This window comes from Pseudomonas fluorescens NCIMB 11764 (assembly GCF_000293885.2).
Lineage (GTDB): Bacteria > Pseudomonadota > Gammaproteobacteria > Pseudomonadales > Pseudomonadaceae > Aquipseudomonas > Aquipseudomonas fluorescens_B.
Window position 1 is genome coordinate 2,630,321 of sequence record NZ_CP010945.1, and the last position, 21,311, is coordinate 2,651,631.

Annotated in this window: 17 protein-coding genes; 8 read left to right on the forward strand and 9 right to left on the reverse strand. The window is 59.3% G+C overall.

The window, feature by feature from the left end; genetic code table 11:
* Nucleotides 1–75: 75 nt before the first annotated feature.
* Nucleotides 76–1,203, reverse strand: coding sequence for a branched-chain amino acid ABC transporter substrate-binding protein (locus B723_RS11980; protein WP_017336823.1), 1,128 nt, complete (start codon nt 1,201–1,203; stop codon nt 76–78).
* A gap of 339 nt (nt 1,204–1,542) precedes the next feature.
* Here B723_RS11980 and B723_RS11985 point away from each other — a divergent pair, with 339 nt between their 5' ends.
* On the forward strand, nt 1,543–1,848 hold the full coding sequence (locus B723_RS11985; RefSeq protein WP_017336825.1) for a DUF2288 domain-containing protein: 306 nt from the start codon (nt 1,543–1,545) through the stop codon (nt 1,846–1,848).
* 299 nt (nt 1,849–2,147) lie between these two features.
* Here B723_RS11985 and B723_RS11990 read toward each other — a convergent pair whose 3' ends face one another.
* Complete coding sequence (locus B723_RS11990; protein ID WP_017336826.1) at nt 2,148–4,343, reverse strand: hypothetical protein; 2,196 nt, start codon at nt 4,341–4,343, stop codon at nt 2,148–2,150.
* Nucleotides 4,344–4,540: 197 nt separating this feature from the next.
* On the opposite strand from B723_RS11990, the gene B723_RS32150 reads away from it, so the two are divergent.
* Nucleotides 4,541–5,437, forward strand: coding sequence for an NAD(P)-dependent oxidoreductase (locus tag B723_RS32150; RefSeq protein ID WP_017336827.1), 897 nt, complete (start codon nt 4,541–4,543; stop codon nt 5,435–5,437).
* Here the strand turns inward: B723_RS32150 and B723_RS12000 are convergent.
* Nucleotides 5,328–7,610, reverse strand: coding sequence for a putative bifunctional diguanylate cyclase/phosphodiesterase (locus B723_RS12000; RefSeq protein ID WP_017336828.1), 2,283 nt, complete (start codon nt 7,608–7,610; stop codon nt 5,328–5,330). The two genes, B723_RS32150 and B723_RS12000, sit on opposite strands and share 110 nt — an antisense overlap.
* A 287-nt stretch (nt 7,611–7,897) precedes the next feature.
* Here B723_RS12000 and B723_RS12005 point away from each other — a divergent pair, with 287 nt between their 5' ends.
* Nucleotides 7,898–9,247, forward strand: a complete 1,350-nt coding sequence (locus B723_RS12005) for a spinster family MFS transporter (RefSeq protein ID WP_017336829.1) — start codon at nt 7,898–7,900, stop codon at nt 9,245–9,247.
* Between the two features lie 190 nt (nt 9,248–9,437).
* Here the strand turns inward: B723_RS12005 and rapA are convergent, their stop codons facing one another.
* Entirely contained in the window at nt 9,438–12,284 is a 2,847-nt protein-coding gene (rapA, locus tag B723_RS12010) for an RNA polymerase-associated protein RapA (RefSeq protein ID WP_017336830.1), read from the reverse strand.
* A gap of 252 nt (nt 12,285–12,536) precedes the next feature.
* Between rapA and B723_RS12015 the strand changes: the two genes are divergently transcribed.
* A complete protein-coding gene (locus B723_RS12015; RefSeq protein ID WP_017336831.1) occupies nt 12,537–12,878 on the forward strand; it encodes a hypothetical protein in 342 nt (113 codons plus the stop codon).
* On the opposite strand, the gene B723_RS12020 is transcribed toward B723_RS12015, so the two are convergent.
* From B723_RS12020 to B723_RS12030, 3 genes are all read right to left on the reverse strand, one after another.
* Complete coding sequence (locus B723_RS12020; protein WP_017336832.1) at nt 12,875–14,056, reverse strand: aminotransferase class V-fold PLP-dependent enzyme; 1,182 nt, start codon at nt 14,054–14,056, stop codon at nt 12,875–12,877. The two genes, B723_RS12015 and B723_RS12020, sit on opposite strands and share 4 nt — an antisense overlap.
* The gene (locus B723_RS12025; RefSeq protein WP_017336833.1) at nt 14,053–14,523 is read right to left on the reverse strand and encodes a RidA family protein; all 471 of its coding nucleotides are present in this window, start codon (nt 14,521–14,523) and stop codon (nt 14,053–14,055) included. Before B723_RS12025 ends, B723_RS12020 begins: the two co-directional genes overlap by 4 nt.
* 88 nt (nt 14,524–14,611) lie before the next feature.
* Entirely contained in the window at nt 14,612–15,484 is an 873-nt protein-coding gene (locus B723_RS12030) for a LysR substrate-binding domain-containing protein (protein WP_017336834.1), read from the reverse strand.
* Nucleotides 15,485–15,670: 186 nt separating this feature from the next.
* Here B723_RS12030 and B723_RS33435 point away from each other — a divergent pair, with 186 nt between their 5' ends.
* Together B723_RS33435 and ccoM are read left to right on the forward strand one after the other, a co-directional pair.
* Nucleotides 15,671–15,832, forward strand: coding sequence for a hypothetical protein (locus B723_RS33435; RefSeq protein ID WP_007998358.1), 162 nt, complete (start codon nt 15,671–15,673; stop codon nt 15,830–15,832).
* 142 nt (nt 15,833–15,974) lie between these two features.
* Entirely contained in the window at nt 15,975–16,091 is a 117-nt protein-coding gene (gene ccoM / locus B723_RS33975; RefSeq protein ID WP_007906619.1) for a cytochrome c oxidase subunit CcoM, read from the forward strand.
* Between the two features lie 176 nt (nt 16,092–16,267).
* Here the strand turns inward: ccoM and B723_RS12040 are convergent, their stop codons facing one another.
* Together B723_RS12040 and B723_RS12045 are read right to left on the reverse strand one after the other, a co-directional pair.
* The gene (locus tag B723_RS12040) at nt 16,268–17,743 is read right to left on the reverse strand and encodes an inorganic phosphate transporter (RefSeq protein ID WP_017336835.1); all 1,476 of its coding nucleotides are present in this window, start codon (nt 17,741–17,743) and stop codon (nt 16,268–16,270) included.
* A gap of 377 nt (nt 17,744–18,120) precedes the next feature.
* Nucleotides 18,121–18,321 carry a hypothetical protein gene (locus B723_RS12045; RefSeq protein ID WP_007935837.1) on the reverse strand — a complete coding sequence of 67 codons (201 nt, stop codon included), beginning with the start codon at nt 18,319–18,321 and terminating at the stop codon, nt 18,121–18,123.
* A 670-nt stretch (nt 18,322–18,991) separates the two neighbouring features.
* On the opposite strand from B723_RS12045, the gene pcaR reads away from it, so the two are divergent.
* Both pcaR and B723_RS12055 read left to right on the forward strand, forming a co-directional pair.
* Nucleotides 18,992–19,834 carry a pca regulon transcriptional regulator PcaR gene (gene pcaR, locus B723_RS12050; protein ID WP_008025635.1) on the forward strand — a complete coding sequence of 281 codons (843 nt, stop codon included), beginning with the start codon at nt 18,992–18,994 and terminating at the stop codon, nt 19,832–19,834.
* Between the two features lie 127 nt (nt 19,835–19,961).
* Complete coding sequence (locus B723_RS12055) at nt 19,962–21,308, forward strand: MFS transporter (RefSeq protein WP_017336836.1); 1,347 nt, start codon at nt 19,962–19,964, stop codon at nt 21,306–21,308.
* Nucleotides 21,309–21,311 lie beyond the last annotated feature (3 nt).

Consider the following 21,311-nt stretch of genomic DNA (forward strand, 5'->3'; position numbering starts at 1 on the left):
GCGCGGCCCAATACGTTCGTAAAACAAAGCCCACGGCACGCCGTGGGCTTTATTGGCAGTCAGTCAGGCAACGCCTTACTGAGGCTTGGCTTCAGTTTTTGGTTTGCCGAAGTGCCACTCGTAAACCACAAATTTGAAGTCTTTCAGGTCGCCCTTGTCGTCGAAGCTCAGGTCGCCGGTAGGCGTCTTGAAGGTGCCTGCGTGGATGGCAGCAGCCACTTTGGCGGTGTCTTCGGACTTGGCAGCCTTGATGCCTTCAGCGATCACTTCCACAGCCGAGTAGGCCGGGAATACGAACGGACCGCTCGGGTCTTCTTTCTTCGCTTTGAAGGCGTCAGCCAGGGCAACGTTGGCCGGATCCTGGTCGAAGGATTTCGGCAGGGTGACCAACAGACCTTCGGAAGCATCCTTGGCGATCTGCGAAATGGAGTCGTTACCCACGCCTTCCGGACCCATGAACTTGGCTTTCAGGCCTTTTTCCTGGGATTGACGCAGGATCAGGCCCAGCTCAGGGTGGTAGCCGCCGTAGTAGACGAAGTCGACGTTGGCTTGCTTGAGCTTGGCGATGATCGAGGAGAAGTCCTTGTCGCCGGCGTTTATGCCTTCGAACACGGCGACCTTGGTGCCTTTCTTCTCGAGGGTCTGTTTAACGGCGGTGGCGATGCCTTCACCGTATTGCTGTTTGTCGTGCAGGACAGCAACGATTTTCGGTTTTACGTGATCGGCAATGTAGTTACCGGCGGCAGGGCCCTGGGCGCTGTCCAGACCGATGGTGCGGAACACCATTTTGTAACCACGGTTGGTGATGTCCGGGCTGGTGGCAGCCGGGGTGATCATGATCACGCCTTCGTCTTCGTAGATGTCCGAAGCCGGTTGAGTGGAGCTGGAGCACAGGTGACCGACCACGAACTTGACGCCGTCGTTGACGACCTTGTTCGCGACAGCCACAGCTTGTTTTGGATCACAGGCGTCATCGTACTCAACGGCTTCGAGTTTCTTGCCGTCTACGCCGCCCTTGGCGTTGATTTGTTCGATGGCCATTTTGGCGCCACTGAACTGCATGTCGCCGTATTGGGCTACAGGACCGGTCTTAGGGCCGGCGATGCCGATCTTGATGGTGTCAGCTGCGAACGAATGGCTGGCAACCCCGGCCAGAACCATAGCGGCAAACAGTTTGGAAATCTGCTTAGTAGCCTTAGTCATAGTGCTCCACTCTTACTGTTGTAGTTTTTATAGTCCTGGCGCCGTAGCAGCAGAACCGGGTCAGATATCTTCGACATCCTCCGGAAAATGCCCCCGGCAACTGTACCGGTACAGTGTAGAGCGCCGATTGTTAGCCTGGGAAGCTGGCGCCAGGGGGCAAAATCAGGGGGTGTCGCTTTTTTGAAAGAAAAAGACAGAATTGCGGCGGGGGCTTCAGCTGAAATATCAGCAATCCTTGGCTTTCCTGCAGTTTTCAATCGGCGACTCAATTGCTTCCGGGTTTTTCTGTCAGACCACCAACGTTATCATCCACGTCGATTTCTTTTACGGACAGGACCCATGACTCAAGAACCTAGCACCCTCTATGCCAAGCTGCTTGGTGAAACCGCATCTATTACCTGGAAAGAGCTGGAGCCGTTCTTCGCCAAGGGTGCCCTATTGTGGGTCAGTCCTGAGCTGGATTTGATTGCGGCGGCGGAGGCTGTAGCGACCGATGACGGTGAGAAAGTGGCTGCCTGGCTGGCCGCCGACGAGGTCGCCAAGCTGTCTGAAACGCGGGCGCTGGATCTTTTTGAACGTGACCCGGAGCTGTGGGCAGTGGTGGTTTCGCCGTGGATTATGATCCAGGAAAGGGCGACGAAGTGAATCTCTGCACCGAATGAGTGCGCGAGTTCGCCGAACAAAAGTGTGTAGCCGAGTAGCGTGATGGCATGTTGCCGTAGAGAAAGGCCACAGGCGTGGCCAGCATCACGGTGACGTAAACGTAACGGGAACAGTTTATTGAGCAGCCGATGGGCTGCTTAATTGTTTCTGGATGTTGGATTTCGCGGTGAATGTGCCGCCGCCATCGCGAGCAGGCTCGCTCCCACAGTTAACCGCGTTTCTTCAGAAGAAATGCGATCCCTGTGGGAGCGAGCCTGCTCGCGATTGGGCGCGACGCGGTTTTAGAAGGTTTTACCAGTATGGTTATTGAGCGAAATAACCTTGGTCTTGCCGATCCGGTGACGGTAGATCTCGCGCAGATACTTGATCGCCTTCTTCACGCAATCACGCGACAGCCGAATGTCGTTGATCGAGACAAACTTGTCCTTGTCGCTGATCAGCTCGCGGTACTTCTTCTCGTACATCGGTTTGATCGCATACCAGTTGGTATCGAGAATCTTCGCCGGGTTTTCGAACTCGTTGAGCAAGTCGTCGATCAGGTCTTCGTCGAACTCTTCATTGATGATGAAGTCCAGGATCGAGTTATCCAGGGTATCGTCGAAGCGGTACGGGTTCTTCGCGAAGCAGCGCTTGATGAACGCGACGATCAGCGTCAGGAAATCGTCCGACAGGCACGGGCTCTTGGCGATCAATGTGGTCAGCGACAAGTTGGCCGACGCGCCGATCACCAGCGCGTAGCGCTTGAGCGTGGTGTTCGGGAACAGGCTGTTGAGGTGAGTCTTCAACCGGTTCAGGTCCATGTAGGACAGTTTGTAGTCTTTGGGCAGGGACACGATCGAGACCACCGACGAGCAGTTCTTGAAGAAGTGCAGGTCGTGCAACGCGGCCGCGTCATAACCGGAATTCTTGTACTGCTCCAGCGACGCCCGATAGCGCTTGGATTCGATCGGCAACAGGCTGATGCCTTCGATGGCCTGGGTGACTTTATTGAAGTGCGGCAGGTCGATGGAGCGGAAGAACAGGTCATCGATGTTCAGGCGCTGCGGTTCTTTTTCGAACACCTTGAACTTGTCGCTGCTCGGTGGCGGCGTTTCCGGTACCACGGATTCGGCGTAGGCAATCGCCACCGGGCCAGCCAGACTCATGAACAGGTCGTTGGCGTCGAGGCGAATGGTCTCGCCGATGTCGATGCCGGCGCGACGGAAATAGTTCTGGTCGTAGTCGGTCGTGACCGCCTGCGCCGTCAGGATGTTGAAGATCTGCTGCGAGATGTACTGGTTGGCGTGCTTTTCCATCGCGTTGACGTCGATGTTCTGGATGTTGCCGTCATCGCTTTCTTCGGCATACCGCATGATGTCGTTGGAGATCAGCATCATGGCGTTCCATGGGCGGATACGACCCATCACGCTCGCTTCGCTGCTGTCTTCGTTGGCGAAGTTGTAGGAGAAGTCCCACTCTTCCGACAGGTATTTGCACAGCAGACGACCGGCGTTGATGTGCAGCGCCTCGGACATTTCACTGCGGTGATCGGAAATGTTCGGCAGTACGCAAATGCCGCTGGTGAAGATCGGTTCGAAGACGAAGGAATGACCGCTCTTGCCGTCATGCTCGTCCATCGGTTTGGTGTCGAACGTCTTGTTCATGTACGAGTGCTGCTGGGCCAGGCCGAATTCCGACGCCATGCCCGAACCGGTACCGCCGCCGGCACTGAAGATCGAGAAATACAGGCGCGACTGGTTGGCCTTGATACCGCAGCTGTCGATCAGGTACGAGTGAATCATCTTCCAGTCAGGGCTGGAAAAACGCTGGGTGTCCTTGTTCAGGATGATTTTGGCCAGGTACTGGCCGAGGATCGGCGCGTTACCGGCACCACCGGCGTGGACTTCCGACAAGTCCATGATTTTCATTTTGCTGTAGTCGCGCAGGAAGCCGCTTTTTTCGCCCTTGCGCGAGAAACGGATGCGACCGGCGATGTCTTTGTCCAGGTCGCCGAGCATCACCAGCGGCTCGACCAGGAACACCGGTTTGGTGGCCTTGTTCGTCCCCAGGCGCAGGTTGTTGCGGATCCACTGGGCCGGGCTGTAGCCCTTTTCGGCGTAGCGTTTGTCCGGCGACAGGCGGTCTTCGTTGTTGAATTCGTTGAGGTAGAACTTGCGCGCGTTGTACACCAGCTCCGCGACGTCCAGCGCAATGTTCGAGCCGCAGCGACCGAGGCCGATCAGGCACACCGACGGGAATTCCTGGTCGCTGTGTTGCTCGTTATCGCCTTCCAGGTGCGGCGGGCGCGGGAATACCAGGTCGCGCAGGCCGTCGAGGTTATCGAGGATGCGGTCGGTGTTGGTTTCGGTGAAGTACAGGTATTGCTGAGTCGCCAGCGGGCGCGACGGCGTCAATGGCTTCGACGGTGCGGGGCTGTTCGCCGCGGGGCTCAGCGTCAGATCGGATATCGCAGTGGCCGGATTGTTTTTGGAAGTCATTGTGCGCCATGTACCTGGGCTGGTCGGTCGGGCGACTACTGTCGTCGAACCGTCACGGATGGGTTCTCGCGTCTTGTTTTCAGCGCGTCATTGGCCCAAGCGTCAGGGGGTGGCCTGAGCATCACTCGGGGGAATCCTTTCCTTAGTCATGATGAATCGGCCAATATTTGGCGATCTTTAATCGAAAAGAAGGCCAAATGATGTCAACGCTACCTTCGTTGGGTTTTGCCGGGATCGGCCTGATGGGTTTGCCGATGTGTCGGCGCTTGCTGGCGGCGGGTTATCCGCTGGCGGTGTGGAACCGTAATCCGGACAGGTGCGCGCCTTTGGTAGAAGCGGGAGCGCGGCAGGTGAAGACGCCCGCCGAACTCTGTCGGCACGCGGAGGTGGTGATGCTGTGTCTGGCGGACACGCCAGTGGTGCGCGAGGTGGTGTTTGGTCCGGGCGGGATTGCCGAGGGTGGGAAAAGCGGCCAGCTGTTGGTGGATTTTTCCAGCCTGGAACCCACCGCGACGCGGGAAATGTCAGCGCGGCTGGCCAGCCAGACCGGCATGAGCTGGCTGGACGCTCCGGTGTCCGGCGGTGTGGTCGGCGCCGAGGCCGGTAGCCTGGCCATCATGGTGGGCGGCGAAGCGGCGGACCTTGAGCGTGTCAAGCCTGTACTGCTGAACCTCGGCCAGCGCGTCACCCATATGGGCGCGGTCGGGGCGGGGCAGGTGACCAAAGTCTGTAATCAGATGATTGTCGCTTGCAACGCCCTGGTCATCGCCGAAGTGGTGGCGCTGGCCGAGCGTTCCGGTGTGCAGGCCAGCCTGATCGCCGAAGCCCTGGCAGGTGGTTTTGCCGATTCCCGACCCTTGCAGATCCTCGCCCCGCAAATGGCCGAAAGCCGCTTCGAACCCGTGAAATGGCACGTGCGCACGCTGCTCAAGGACCTCGACGCCGCGGTGAAATTTTCCCGTGAACAGGGCTCGGCCACGCCAGTCAGCGGATTGGCTGCGCAACTGATGCGCCTGCATGGGGCTCAGGGCTTTTTGCAAAAGGACCCGTCAACGTTAGTGCAGCTGTACCGCGAGCCAGATTCAAAGGAGTGAACCCGCGCGTATGTTTGCGTTGGTTGATCTCGTCCAGCACAGGACGCAACTCCGTCAGCGGCACCGGGCGACTGAGCAGGAAGCCCTGCACGAAATTGCAGCCGTTGCGCTCCAGAAACGCGTATTGCTCGGGGGTTTCGACGCCTTCGGTGACGACCTGCAAATGCAGCGTGTGGGCCATGACGATGATCGCCTGGACAATTTCCATGTCCTGGGTCGCATTGGGGATGTCCTGAAGGAACGAGCGGTCTATCTTCAGCGTGTTGAGCGGCAGGCGCTTGAGGTAAGCCAGCGATGAGTAGCCGGTGCCGAAATCGTCGATCGACAGCGAAACGCCGAGGGCGCGAATCTGGCGCAGCAACACCAGCGTCTCGGCGATGTTGTTCATCAGTGCGTTCTCGGTCACTTCCAGTTCCAGGCGCTGCGGCGCAATCCCGGTTGCCCACAGTGCCTGTTCGATTTCAGTGGCCAGCTCTTCACGCGCCAGGTTCAGGGGCGAGCAGTTCACCGCAATATGCAGGGTTTCACAGCCTTCGCGCGACAATGTGGCCAAGTCCTCACAGGCTTTGCGCAGGACCCAGTTGTCCAGCTCGGCGATCAGGCCGTTGGCCTCGGCAATGTCAATGAAGCGGTCCGGCGCCAGCAGTCCGTGAACCGGATGTTGCCAGCGGACCAGTGCTTCAAGCTTGCTGACCTGGCCGGTTTTCAGGTCCTGGACGGGTTGGTAGTGGAGCACCAGCCCGCTGTTTTCGCTGAGCGCCTGGCGCAGCTCTTCTTCCAGCTGCAATTCCAGCGTGGCACGGGTTTTCAGGTTTGAGCTGAAGAAATTCAGACCATTGCGACCGTTGCCCTTGGATTGGTACAGCGCCAGGTCGGCGTGTTTGAGCAGTTCTTCGCAAGTGGTGCCATCGTCGGGAAACAGGCTGATACCGATGCTGGTGGTCATCACCATGCGCCGCCCTGACAGCTCGATCGGCTCCTTCATTTTCAGCATGATGCGCTGGGCCATGTGCCGTGCTTCTTCGCGATCGCGCAGACTGATGAGCAGGCAGAACTCGTCACCACCGAAGCGCGCCACCACATTTTCGTGGCCGCGTACCGAACCCTTGATGTGCTGGGCCAGGACTTTAAGCAGTTCATCGCCGGCATCATGGCCGAGGCTGTCGTTGATTCGCTTGAAGTGGTCGATGTCGAGAAACATCACCGCCAGCATGCCGCCTTCATTGGTTTTCTGGAGCAGCCTTTCGGCGAAGATCTGGTTGAAGCCTCGCCGGTTGATCAGGTTGGTCAACGCGTCATAGTTCGCCACGTGTTGCAGCGAAAGGCGCGCCTGGTCCAGTTGGCCGAGCAGCGTGTTGACCCGTTGCAGGTCGCGTTCCTTGTACTGCAGTTTCTTGTCCGCCAATGCCGCGCTGATGCTGCTGCCGATGATCAGCAATGTCATCACCGCCACCGTCAGCCCCAGTTGCAGGTGATTGTTGTCACCGGGCAGTGTCAGCGGGCTGCCGGTTGGCAGCACCAGGTTGAAGGCGGCCATACCGGTGAAATGCATGCTGATAATGCCTGCCCCGAGTACCAGGCTGGCGCTGAACTTGACCAATTGATGGGTCGTGCCAGAGCCATTGCGCAGGCGACTCGACAGCAACAGTGCCGCGAAGCTGGCGGCAATGGCGATCACGATGGAGAGGGTGAACAACCCCGGCTGGTAATAGGTCATCGCATTCGAACGCATGGCCGCCATGCCCACGTAATGCATGGTGGCGATGCCCAGCCCGATGCAGATCGAAGCCTGGGCGTATTGCCAGATGTTCAGGTGAGGGTGACTGAGGACGAGCATCGCCAGCCACGAGGCGGACAGTGCAATCAGCAGAGAGGCAATGGTGATGGGCAGTTCGTAGTTAATCTCGACGGGCGCCTGAAACGCCAGCATGCCGATGAAATGCATGGCCCAGATCCCGCCTGCCAGGCAGGCGGAACCCACCCAGCGCCAGAGTCGTTGAGAGGCGGGATTTTCCGAATGACCGACTCGCTCGGCCATGTCCAGTGTGGCGAAACCGCCCACGCAGGCGACCAGATAGGCCAGTAGCACCAGAAAGGGGTCATGTGTGCAATTGAGGAAAACCTGCCCGTTTGCGGTCAGCTCGGTAATAAAACGCAAACCAAGCCACTCCATAGCATTCCTCGTCTTGTCCTGGCCGCGTCATGCACGCTGGCGAATGCTTGGGAGTATAGAACTCATAGAAAGGCCGCAAGCCGTAGTGGCATATTGATTTCGATCTTTTTGGAATGAGTTTTGGATTGCTTAGACATAAATTGTTGCATGCACCGCGCCGGGTTCCATGGGGCGGTATCAGCTTTACGAATAATTACAGACAGCTCTGGCGGGCCTGACTAGATTGCAGGTTCCGGGCTCGGATGCATCGGCAGTGAAGCCCCAATAACAATAAAAGAGACGGACCCATGCAGAACTCGACCCAAGCGGCGAATGCCTGGCGCATTCTGTTCCTGCTGTTCCTGGCCAATCTGTTCAACTTCTTCGACCGCACCATTCCCGCCATCATCATCGAGCCGATCCGAATGGAATGGAGCCTCAGCGATTTTCAACTGGGGATCATCGGGACTGCATTCACCATCGTCTACGCAATTGCCGGCCTGCCTCTGGGGCGGATGGCCGATACCGGCTCGCGGGCCAAACTGATGGGCTGGGGACTGGCAGCGTGGAGCGCGCTGACCGCCGTCAACGGGCTGGTGGGCAGTTTCTGGAGTTTCCTGATCGTGCGCATGGGCATCGGGATTGGTGAAGCCAGTTATGCACCTGCCGCCAATTCATTGATCGGCGACTTGTTCCCCGCCCACCGCCGCGCACGCGCGATGGGTATTTTCATGCTGGGCTTGCCACTGGGTTTGTTGCTGGCGTTCTTCACCATCGGCTGGATGGTCAAGGCATTCGATAGCTGGCGTGCACCATTTTTCATCGCGGCAGTGCCGGGGCTTGTCCTGGCGATCTTCATGTTTTTCATCAAGGAGCCGAAACGCGGCGCGGCCGAAAGTGTGCAGGTCTCGCAAGAGCGTGTGGACCGGCCGATCCGTCGGGTGCTGGCGGTGCCGACCTTTCTATGGCTGGTGATGGCGGGGTTGTGTTTCAACTTCGCCACCTATGCCTGCAACTCCTTCCTGGTGCCGATGTTGCAGCGTTATTTCCTGATGCCCTTGCATGAGGCCGCCGTGGCAACGGGCGTCATCGTCGGTGTGACGGGGCTGTTCGGCCTGACGTTGGGTGGTTGGGTCGCGGACAAGATTCACCAGCGCGTGGCCAATGGACGACTGCTGTTTGCAGCGTTCAGCCTGATCATCTCGACGGTGTGTACGGCTTGGGCGTTGCATGCGGGACGGATCGAAATCGGGGTATTCGTGGCGGTGTTCAGCGTCGGCTGGTTATTTGCCTACAACTTCTATACCTGCGTCTACACGGCGATTCAGGACGTGGTCGAACCTCGCCTGCGGGCGACGGCCATGGCGTTGTTCTTTGCCGGGTTGTATTTGCTCGGCGGTGGATTGGGGCCGGTGGTGGTGGGCGCTCTGTCCGATCACTTTGCGCACACGGCCATGCTGGCGGCTGGTGCCGGGCAGATGACCGAAGCGTTCAAGGCCGTCGGGCTGCATGACGCGATGTACCTGATCCCGGTAGCGCTGTTCCTGACGATGGTGTTTCTGTTTCTGGCATCGCGGTGTTTTGTGCGGGATGCGAAGCGGATGAAGGAAGGGTTGGTGGCGGTGGTTGAGCCTGGGGTTTCTGCTGTCACCGCATAACAGGAGCGAACAGAAAACCTGTGGCGAGGGAGCTTGCTCCCGTTGGGGCGCGAAGCGGCCCTGAAATCTCAACGCGACGACTGCTTCGCAGCCGAGCGGGAGCAAGCTCCCTCGCCACAATGGTTTGTCTCGAAGCATAAAAAGGCCCGCATCGCTGCGGGCCTTTTTGTTTATCGGTGGAGCAGGGGACTTAACCCGCCACCAACACCCGAATCGCTTCCAGTCGCAACGCAGCCTTGTCGAGCATGGCCAGGCCTTGCTCGCGCTGTTTGCGCAAGGCAACCAGTTCGCTGTCGCGTACGGTCGGGTTGACCGCTTGCAACGCCGTCAGGCGTGCCAGTTCTTCGTCGGTGTCGGCCGCCAGGCGACGCTGCGCCTCAGCCACACGCTCGGCGTGACGCGGGAAGATCTTCTCTTCACCGGCGTTGATCCGTGGCGTCAGCTGATCGCGCTGGGCCTGGATGAACTTGTTGGCGCTGGCGCGCGGCACGCTTTCCAATTGATCGTTCAGGGTTTCGAACGAGACCCGGGCCGACAGGTCGTTGCCATTGGCATCGAGCAGGCAGCGCAGCGCGGCCGGCGGCAGGTAACGGCCCAGTTGCAGCGAGCGCGGCGCAACCACTTCGCTGACGTAGAGCAACTCCAGCAACACGGTGCCAGGTTTCAGCGCCTTGTTCTTGATCAGTGCCACGGCGGTGTTGCCCATCGAACCGGACAGCACCAGGTCCATACCGCCCTGCACCATCGGGTGTTCCCAGGTGATGAACTGCATGTCTTCGCGAGACAGTGCCTGGTTGCGGTCGTAGGTGATGGTCACGCCTTCGTCGTCGCCCAGCGGGAAGCTGGCGTCGAGCATTTTTTCACTCGGTTTGAGGATCAGCGCGTTTTCCGAATGGTCTTCGCTGTCGATGCCGAAGGCGTCGAACAGGGTTTCCATGTAGATCGGCAGGGCGAATTGATCGTCTTGCTCAAGAATGTCCTCGACCAGCGCATCCCCTTCGCCAGCGCCGCCGGAGTTGAGCTCCAGCAAACGGTCACGGCCGGTGTGCAGCTCGGCTTCCAGACGCTCACGCTCGGCGCGGGCTTCGTCGATCAGCGCTTGCCACTCGCCATCGTCGGCGTTTTCCAGCAGCGGCAGCAGGCGCGGGCCGAATTGGTGCTGCAAGGCGTTGCCGGTCGGGCAGGTGTTGAGGAACGCGTTCAGCGCTTCGTGATACCACTGGAACAACCGCTCTTGCGGGCTGGTTTCCAGGTACGGCACGTGCAGTTCGATGATGTGCTTCTGGCCGATCCGGTCGAGACGACCGATCCGCTGTTCCAGCAGGTCCGGGTGCGACGGCAGATCGAACAGCACCAGATGGTGCGAGAACTGGAAGTTGCGACCTTCACTGCCGATTTCCGAGCAGATCAGCACTTGCGCGCCGAACTCTTCGTCGGCGAAGTAAGCGGCGGCGCGGTCACGCTCGAGGATGTTCATACCCTCGTGGAATACCGTGGCCGGGATGCCGGAGCGCACGCGCAGGGCGTCTTCCAGGTCCATGGCGGTTTCGGCGTGGGCGCAGATCACCAGCACTTTGGTGCGCTTGAGCATCTTCAGCGTATCGATGAGCCACTCGACGCGTGGGTCGAATTTCCACCAGCGCTCTTCTTCGTTGGCGTCCGGCTGGGCCTGGAAGCTGACTTCCGGGTACAGCTCGGCGTGATCGCCCAGCGGCAGTTCGAGGTATTCGTCGGGGCAGGGCAGCGGGTACGGGTGCAGTTTGCGTTCCGGGAACCCTTGCACCGCGGCGCGGGTATTACGGAACAGCACGCGGCCGGTGCCGTGGCGGTCGAGCAGTTCGCGGACCAGACGGGCGCTGGCTTCGGTGTCGCCATCGTTGACGGCGGTCAGCAGCGCTTCGCCTTCGTTGCCGAGGAAGCCGTGAATGGTCTTGTGCGCTTCAGGCGACAGGCGTCCTTTTTCCAGCAGCTCCTGAACGGCTTCGGCGACCGGGCGATAATTTTCGCTCTCGGCGCGGAAAGCGTGCAGGTCATGGAAACGGTTCGGGTCGAGCAGGCGCAGACGGGCGAAGTGACTGTCCTGGCCCAGTTGTTCCGGGGTTGCGGTCAGCAGCAATACGCCAGGAATGACTTCGGCGAGTTGTTCGACCAGCGAGTATTCCGGGCTGGCCTTGTCTTCGTGCCACACCAGGTGGTGGGCTTCGTCGACGACCATCAAGTCCCAACCGGCGGCAAACAGCGCGTCCTGAGCCTTCTCGTCTTCCACCAGCCATTCCAGCGCAACGAGTGCGAGCTGGGTGTCTTCGAACGGGTTGGCGGCATCGCTTTCGATGAAGCGTTCTTCGTCGAACAGCGCGACTTGCAGGTTGAAGCGGCGGCGCATCTCCACCAGCCACTGGTGCTGCAGGTTCTCTGGCACCAGGATCAGTACGCGGTTAGCGCGGCCCGACAGCAGTTGGCGATGGATCACCAGACCGGCTTCGATGGTCTTGCCCAGACCCACTTCGTCCGCCAGCAGGACCCGCGGCGCAATGCGGTCGGCCACTTCACGGGCGATGTGCAACTGGTGCGCGATCGGTTGCGCACGCACGCCACCCAGGCCCCAGAGCGAGGATTGCAATTGACGGCTGGTGTGTTCCAGCGTGTGGTAGCGCAGGGAGAACCAGGCCAGCGGGTCGATCTGCCCGGCGAACAGACGGTCGCTGGCCAGACGGAACTGAATGAAGTTCGACAGCTGGGTTTCCGGCAGGGTGACCACTTCGTTCTGTGCGTTGAGGCCGTGGTAGACCAGCAGGCCGTCGACGTCGTCGACTTCCTGGACAGTCAGTTTCCAGCCTTCGAAGTGAGTGATCGAGTCGCCCGGCGAAAACCGCACGCGGGTGAGGGGCGCATTCCGTAGCGCGTACTGGCGAGTGTCGCCAGTGGCCGGATAGAGCACGGTCAACAAGCGGCCGTCCTGTGCCAGAACGGTGCCCAAACCCAGCTCGGCTTCGCTGTCACTGATCCAGCGTTGCCCCGGTTGATACTGCTGCGCCATGCTGCCTGACTCCCACCTTGAAAAAGCGGGCTATCTTAACGGAATCGGCCCTCCAGACCAAAAGGTTTACGGCGTAGGAGCTGTCGAAGGCTTCGATTTTTTGATCTTGGGGAACGCTTGAGTTCTATGTTGTCCGATAAAGATCGTAGCCTGCGGCAGCTCCTGCAAGTGCCAATCAGGTCACAGTTTGCGACCGATGGCTCAAGTCGCCATCCCCGCAGCCGACAGCCTGCTCACAGGAGACAACTAATTATGCTGCCACCGATGCTCCCATTGAGTGCCGTGCCGATCACTTCCCAGCACGACCCGATCCGCCAGCGCCCGGATATTCCGCCCGTTGTGCCGGTGCAGGAAAGCTCCAACGAAAGCACGATCGATCTGCAACAGCGCGACCCGGAAGAGGCGGCATTTCAGCTGCGCGAGGAACAGCGCCGCAAGCAGGAACAGCAACGGCGTCGTCGTGAAGCCGATGAAGATCCTGATGTGCATCTGGCCATTCCTGGCACCGAACTCAACGCCGACAACACCGTGCCGGTCGCGCCGCTGATTGAAGACGAGCCGCGCCAGGGCTTGTGGGTCGACATTCAGATCTAAGCCTTGGAAAGTTGGTTGAGGGCGTTCAGCAATACCTCCATTTCTTCTTCGGTGTTGAGGTGACTGACGGCAATCCGTGCGATGCTTTCCAGTCCTCTTGCCTGCATGTCCAGTGGCGTATAGGCCACCCCATTGGCGCCGATGTTGACCCCCCTCAGCGCCAGTTGCTGCTTCAAATCGACACTGTCCCAACCCTTGAGCGTGAAGGCGATCAGGCCTGATTGCTGATCGGTGTCCCCCAGGTTGTGCAGCGTCAGCCCGCTGATAGTGCCGAGGCGTTCGCGCAGGTGCCGACACAGCCCATCGATCCGCTGACGAATGCGGGTCGCTCCCAGCCGGTTGAATTCCTCCAGCGCATTGGCCAATCCCGCCAGCAAGGCCACCGACACTTCGCTGGTTTCAAAGCGCCGCGCATCGTCGCGCACGGAAAAGCTTTCGCCGTCCCAGGGGGCGGACAGCACGTCCAGATGGCCGGGCACGAGTCGTTCGAGGAACCCCTGCCTGACATACATCAGCGCCGTACCTCGCGGACCACGAAGAAATTTGCGCCCGGCGCCCTTGAGCACATCGCAGTTCAGCGCCTGCACATCGCAGGGCAGTTGACCGAGTGCCTGGCCTGCGTCGATGAAGTAGGCAATCCCGTGCTGTCGCGCCACGGCGCCAATGGCCTCGGCCGGGTTGATCAGGCCGCCATTGGCCGGGAGCCAGGTCAGCGCGATCAGCTTTACCTTCGAGTCGATCATCTGCTTGAGGGCAGGGACGGATACCGCGCCTGCCTCATCGCAGGGAATCACCTCAAGCCGCGCGCCCGCGCTGACAGCCCGGGCCATGCAGGCCAGGTTGCCGCCCCATTCATGGCGCCCGACAAGAATCCGGTCGCCGACCCGCCATGGCCCCAACGCATTGAACGCCATACCCCACGCCGCCGAGCCGCTGCTGGCGAAGGCGATGCTTTCAGTGTTGGCGTTGAGCAATTTCGCGGCCGCGTGGCGGGCGCGGGCCTGGATGCTCTGGTCGGCGGCCTCCATCGGGCCGCCGGTGGCTTCGCGCTGCAACTGCTCGATCATCGCGTCGAGGGTGCCCTGGCTGGGCAAGGAAGCGCCGGCATGGTTGAAGTGAATCACGCTGTAGCAACCCGGTGTAGCCGCGCGCAAATGCTCCACCTCGGCACGATTCACGGCCGCAACTCGAATATTGCGTCGATTTCCACCGCCACGCCGCCCGGCAGGCTCGATACACCCACGGCCGTGCGTACATGCCGGCCTTTCTCGCCGAGAGCATTGACCAACAGATTGGACGCGCCATTGGCAACCGCACCGTGTTTCTGGAAGTCAGGAGCGCTGGCGATAAACACGCCCAGGCGGATGATGCGCACCAGTTTCGAGAGGTCATCGTTCAGCGCATTGCTGAGTTGTGCCAGCAGGCCCAGGGCAGCGAGTTCGGCGGCGTTAGCCCCCTCTTCATCGGAGATCGATTCGCCAAGTCGCCCGATGAACGCTGGTTTGCCGTCCTGCAAAGGAATCTGCCCGGAAATGAACAGCTGGTTCTGGCTGATCACATGATTGACGTAGTTGGCAATGGGCTGGCTCGGCGTCGGCAGGCACAGGCCCAGTTGCTGGACGCGGTGGGCGAGTGAATCGGTCATGGTGAGTCCTCCTGAATGAAGGCTTCAGCATGTTTGCGTCCGGGGAGCGCGACAAACGGATAGATCTAATTCGACGTATTCAAATAACTCATGCATGGGCCATTTCATACAGCCATTCACCGAAACATTCCGCTGCGTCGCTGGCAGGCCGATCGGGAGTGACCAGCCAATAACCGATTTCGCTGATGAAGGGCGGGGTGTCGAAAGCATCTACCAGCGCACCTTCCTTCAGTCGGCGTTCGATCAAATGACCACGACCCATGGCAATGCCCTGACCGGCCACGGCGGCTTCGACGACGATGTTGTAGTCGTGGAGCATCACGCTGGGGTAGTGGCTGAGGTCGATGCCATTGCGCGCGCTCCAGTCAGTCCACTCGAACGGTTGAAGGGATTTGGCCATCAGTAACGGGCCGATGCCGGTGCCCTGGGTTTTGAATGCGGGACTGCAAACCGGTGCCAGTGTTTCTGCCATGAAGCGGCGAGCCCGGACTTTCGGCCAGCCGCCCTTGCCATAACGAATCGCCAGGTCAACTTCGCCACCGCCAACGTCGGACAGTTCTACCGAAGGCAGCAGCTCGACATGGATGTGTGGATAGCGCGCGTTAAAGTCGGCCAGACGCGGCACCAGCCACAACGTGGCAAATGACGCGAGGAGGCCGATGCGCAGGGTGGTTTCATGATGATCGTTGCCGCGCAGTCCGCGGGTGGCCAGGGCAATGGATTCCAGGGCTGGCTGAATCTGCCGGTAGTACGCTTCGCCGGCTGGCGTCAGATCGATGGCCCGGGTGCGGCGGATAAACAGCCGCTGATTCAGATACTGCTCCAGTTTCTGCACTTGATGGCTGATTGCACTTTGGGTCACCGACAACTCATCGGCGGCCTTGATGAAGCTCAAATGGCGAGCCACGGCCTCGAAGGCGCGCAGGGCCATCAAGGGCGGCAGATCCTGGTGCAATTCCACGGCGCGGGTCCTTTGGGTCCATCGCAAAAACGCGATTGTGCGGTGAAAAAACCGCTTCGGTACATATTTTGTTAAGCCGTCGTTACGCGAGTGACTGGTCAGCGCCGGCGCCAGGCCGCATTATTGGCGCAATCCTGTCGAGCGATGCGGCAGTGTAATTTTCCTTCACGCGATGCACTGAACACCATGAGCCAAGACGACAAGCTGATCGACCTTAACGCCGAACGCGCCAAGCGAATTCACGACCTCAACGACAAACGCCTGAATGAAGTGCGCCAGGCATTCGAGCAAGCGATGCCTTTGGGTAAAGCGAAGAAAAAGCCAAAAAACAAACCGAAAAAGCGTTAATCCCCCTGCATCTGTTGATGTAGATCAGTTTTCCCCCTCCTTTGCGCCCTGTCTCGGGCGATATTGACCTCGATCAATTTTCTCTCCTGCCTGATTGGTTAACTTAGCCCCATCGCAACAGGGCAAGTCCAGGAGGCCAGTCATGTTTTTCGACAACGTGGTGATCGCCGGAGTGCTGACAGTCGGCCTCATGGTTCTGTTTTTTGCAGGGTTTGGATTTTTTATCTGGAAGGACTCGCACAAGCGGAAAAAACCGTAGGTCTTTCTTGATGCAATGAGCACGCAAGGCATTTTGGGCAACTTCGGTTGCCCTTTTTTTTGCGTGCGGGAAACGACCGTTGTGCGCTCCCACAGGGATTTTTGGTGTTTAGAGAATTGCAGGCATGAAAAAGGCGCGAACCTCACGGAACGCGCCTTTTTCGTAGCAGCGATCTATCAGCTGCCCAGTGCCTTCGACGCCAGCCAGAACAGGCCGGCCGACAGGGCCACGGTCGCTGGCAGGGTCAGGACCCAGGCCAGCAGGATGGTTCTGACGGTGCCGCCCTGCAGGCCGCTTTTGTTGGCGACCATGGTACCGGCCACACCTGAAGACAGGACGTGGGTGGTGGAAACCGGCAGGCTGAAGATGTTGGCCATGCCGATCAGGCTGGCGGTCGTGATCTGCGCCGACATGCCTTGGGAGTAAGTCATGCCTTGCTTGCCGATCTTCTCGCCGATGGTCAATACCACGCGTTTCCAGCCCACCATGGTGCCCAGGCCCAGGGCCAGTGCGACCGCCAGAATCACCCAGAACGGGGCATATTCGGTAGTGGTGGTCAGGTCTTTGCGCAGTTTGTCCAGGTCAGCCTTTTCACGGGCAGCGAGACCGGGCAGTTTGCCGACTTTCTTCGCCGTGTCATCCAGGCAGAGCAGGTAGCGGCGCACTTCGATACGGCTTTCCGCCGACAGCGAATGGTAGTCCGCGACGCCTTTAAGGGTGTCGAGCAGGGCGGTGATGGTCGGTTCGGTCTGTTGCGGGTTGCAACGGAATTTCTCCGGCAGATCACCATCCACGCTTTTGCCCAGGGCCAGGTATTCACCCAGCGTATCGGCATTGCGCTTGTAGAACTGGCTCAGGTGCAAAGTCGCATCGCGAGTGCGTTCGATCTGGTAGGTGGTGCTGCCCAGGTCGAGTACGAACTGTGCCGGAACGATACCGATCAGCACCAGCATGATCAGGCCGATACCTTTCTGACCATCGTTGGAGCCGTGCACGAAACTCACGGCCATGGCCGAAATCACCAGCACCAGGCGGTTCCAGAACGGCGGATGCTTCTTGTCGTCGATCTTGCGGCGCTGTTCCGGCGTCTTGTGCATCTTCGACAGTGGACGCCACCATTTAAGGCCGATCAGGATCAGCGCAGCGATCAGGAACCCGGCCATCGGCGAAAACACCAGCGAAGCCGCGATATCGATCGCTTTCTGCCAGTTGACGCCATCGGCCAATGGAATGTCGTTGATCAGGGCGTTGGCCAGGCCAACCCCGAGGATCGAACCGATCAGCGTATGGGAGCTGGAGGCCGGGATACCGAAGTACCAGGTGCCCAGGTTCCAGGTGATGGCGGCGGCAAGCAACGAGAACACCATGGCCAGTCCGTGACCGGTGTTCACATTGATCAGCAGTTCTACCGGCAGCAGGTGGACGATGGCATACGCCACGCCAACACCGCCCAGCAGCACGCCGAGGAAGTTGAACACACCGGAAAAGAACACGGCCAGATGCGGCGGCATTGCTTTGGTGTAGATAACAGTGGCCACCGCGTTTGCAGTGTCATGAAAGCCGTTGATGAACTCGAAGGCGAGGACAAAGGCGAGGGCGAGCAAGAGGCTCACAAGCACCCAAGCATCCAGTCCGCTGAATAAATCGATCATGAAGGTTTTCTGACCCGGTCGTAAGGGGGCGCGATTATGCCAGAAAAGACTGTAAATCGATGCACTAGCTGCTCATCGGTAACATTCTTCAACGAATTAGTAAGAGACGACGCCCTAAGTTTCGGGTGTTTAGCGGGTTTTGCAAGTCGTTGAATTGCCTTGAAAAGCCCGCAGGCACAAGGGTTTCTCTCGAAACGGTAAGAGAAGCAAAGACTTGTATGAAATTTCTGAGAAGAGGGCCAGACATGAGCCAATTGCCTCATCAGATAGATGAGGTAACCGCTGCCCGCTCGTAGCGGGCGCGAATGGCAACATCAATGCATCCCGCTTTTAACGGGGGCAGACGCAGGCCCTTGAAGGGAGTCAGGCCGAGGCGATCATGGCTCTTCGGCTTTGAGTTCCTTTTCCATCTTCTGCAGTTCTTGCGTGAAAGCCTGGTCCTGAACGGTGGCGCGTTTACGCCAGGGTTTGCGTTCCGGTTCGGGCTGAGCGGCGTAGGTGGTGACTTCCCCGCCGTAAACTTCCTTGTAACGTTGTTCCTGGCGCTCAAGTTCCGCGCGCAGTTCGTCTTTCGTCACAGTGCTACCTGTATAGGTTGAGATTAATTCTGGTAAATCGCGCTGCATCAAATGCACCGACCACGCTCGTCGAAAGGACAATGCCCGCAAAGGCATCGTTTTACGGCACGGCGATCAATACTTCCATGTTGCAGGCGGCCACGGCACCAGAGAAAAACAGCTGACGTAGCATCAGTTTCCTGTTTCAGCGAGCGCGCTGTCAGAGCATTTGAAATGAGCGTCAGGCGCTTGCTGCGGGCAGCAACGATGGAACATCGTGCTGCCGGATGACGGAACCGGCGAATAGAGAAACCGGTTCGTCACTGAATTGCATTATAGCGGTCGATTTGAAGAACACTATCGCCAAAGAGTTAAAAATGGATGTTCATGTGTGATCGTTTTATTACTTGCAAGTTTTTACCTTCACTTGGCCGCGCTGTCTTTCTGGCGTCATTAAGTCGAACAAGTTAGGACATTACATGGGGACTTTAACTCAGGGTTCAAGCCCGGGGTAAAACCATGTAATAGAGAAGGGCGCACACGTGTCCGACCAAGGCTCTATAACGGCAACCGATTGCGATTATCGGTCGAGGGTTCGATAATCGCCCAGTCTCGGCTGCCTTTGGCTTGTGTGTCGAATCGGAGCCGCCTGTAATAGCCGTCGCTGATCCGTGTGGGAAAAGGACCTGATATGAACGAGCAAATGCGCAATTCCTTCGCTTCAGTGGCGCCGCCTATCGTCGCGTCGCCCGCCAAGCGAATCCAGGCCCTGACCGGCGACCCGGATTTCATGACTTCACTGGCCCGAGGCCTGGCCGTGGTGCAAGCGTTCCAGGAGCGCAAACGGCACCTGACCATCGCCCAGATCAGTCACCGCACGGAAATTCCCCGCGCCGCCGTGCGACGTTGCCTGCACACCCTGATCAAACTCGGCTACGCCACCACCGACGGTCGCACCTATTCACTGCTGCCCAAAGTGCTGACCCTCGGTCATGCCTACCTGTCCTCGACCCCGCTGGCGGTCTCTGCCCAACCTTACCTCGACCGCATGAGCGAACAACTCCACGAGGCCTGCAACATGGCCACGCTGGAAGGCGATGACATTTTGTACATCGCTCGCTCGGCGACGACTCAGCGGCTGATTTCCGTCGACCTGTCGGTAGGCGGACGCCTGCCGGCCTATTGCACGTCCATGGGCAGGATTCTTCTCGCGGCACTGGATGACACGTCGCTGCGCGAGTACCTCGACCACGCAGACCTGCAAGCCAAGACCAGCCGCACCTTGCACACTCCCGAAGCGTTGCTCGAATGCCTGCAGGAAGTACGGCAGCAAGGCTGGTGCATCGTCGATCAGGAACTGGAACAAGGCCTGCGCTCGATTGCTGTTCCGGTGTACGACGCTTCCGGGCAAGTCGTGGCGGCGCTCAACGTCAGCACGCACGCCGGTCGGGTCAGCCGCAACGAGCTGGAGCAACGGTTCCTGCCGGGTCTGCTGGCGGCCAGCCGTAACCTCAGCGCCCAGCTGTTTGCCTAAGCTGTTCGATAATCGCCCAGACTCGCGTTTAACGAATTGACGCACTTTCCCCAGGCTCACTAATGTCGCGGCAGCGCCAGCTCAGGCTGGCACCTGTCCGACTGCGTTCTTGCGTGGAATAAAAATAATGAACCAGCCTCAGTCTGCTGTAGGTAACTGCCTCGACGTGCAGTCCTTCATCAATGCTCAACCCATCTCGCGCTACCAGTGGCGAGTGGTGATCCTGTGTTTCCTGATTGTTTTCCTCGATGGCCTCGACACCGCGGCCATGGGCTTCATCGCGCCGGCACTCTCCCAGGACTGGGGCATCGATCGCGCCAGCCTTGGCCCGGTGATGAGTGCGGCGTTGATCGGCATGGTCTTCGGCGCACTGGGTTCCGGGCCGTTGGCTGACCGCTTCGGACGAAAAGTCGTACTGGTGGGCGCGGTGCTGTTGTTCGGCGCCTTCAGCCTGGCCTCGGCCTACAGCAGCAACGTCGATCAGTTGCTGGTGTTGCGCTTTCTGACCGGCCTGGGCCTTGGCGCCGGGATGCCGAACGCTACGACATTGCTGTCGGAATACACCCCGGAGCGCAAAAAATCCCTGCTGGTGACCAGCATGTTCTGCGGCTTCAACCTCGGCATGGCCGGTGGCGGATTCATTTCGGCCAAGCTGATTCCGGCGTTCGGCTGGCACAGCCTGCTGTTGATCGGCGGAATTCTGCCGCTGATCCTTGCCGTCGTCTTGTTGTTCTGGCTGCCGGAGTCGGCGCGTTACCTGGTCGTGCGCAATCGCGGCACCGACAAAGTGCGCCAGGCGCTGGCGCCAATCGATCCGACGGTCGTCGCTCAAGCATCCAGCTTCAGCGTACCCGAACAGAAAACCGTGAAGGCCCGTAACGTGTTTGCGGTGATCTTCTCCGGCACCTACAGCACCGGCACCTTGTTGTTATGGCTGACCTACTTCATGGGCCTGGTGATCGTTTACCTGTTGACCAGTTGGCTGCCGACGCTGATGCGTGACAGTGGCGCGAGCATGGAACAGGCGGCATTCATCGGCGCGCTGTTCCAGTTCGGCGGCGTATTGAGCGCGGTGGGCGTGGGCTGGGCGATGGACCGGTTCAATCCGCACAAGGTCATCGGTACTTTCTACTTGCTGGCCGGGGTGTTTGCCTACGCGGTAGGGCAGAGCCTGGGCAACATCACGCTATTGGCAACCCTGGTGCTGGTGGCCGGGATGTGTGTCAACGGCGCGCAATCGGCGATGCCTTCTTTGGCGGCGCGTTTTTACCCGACTCAAGGTCGGGCGACCGGTGTGTCGTGGATGCTCGGGATTGGCCGGTTCGGCGCAATTCTGGGGGCGTGGATGGGCGCGACCTTGCTGGGGTTGGGCTGGAACTTTGAACAAGTGCTGACGGCGTTGGTGATTCCGGCGGCCTTGGCGACGACGGCGGTGGTGATCAAGGGCATGGTCAGTCATGCGGATGCGACCTGATTC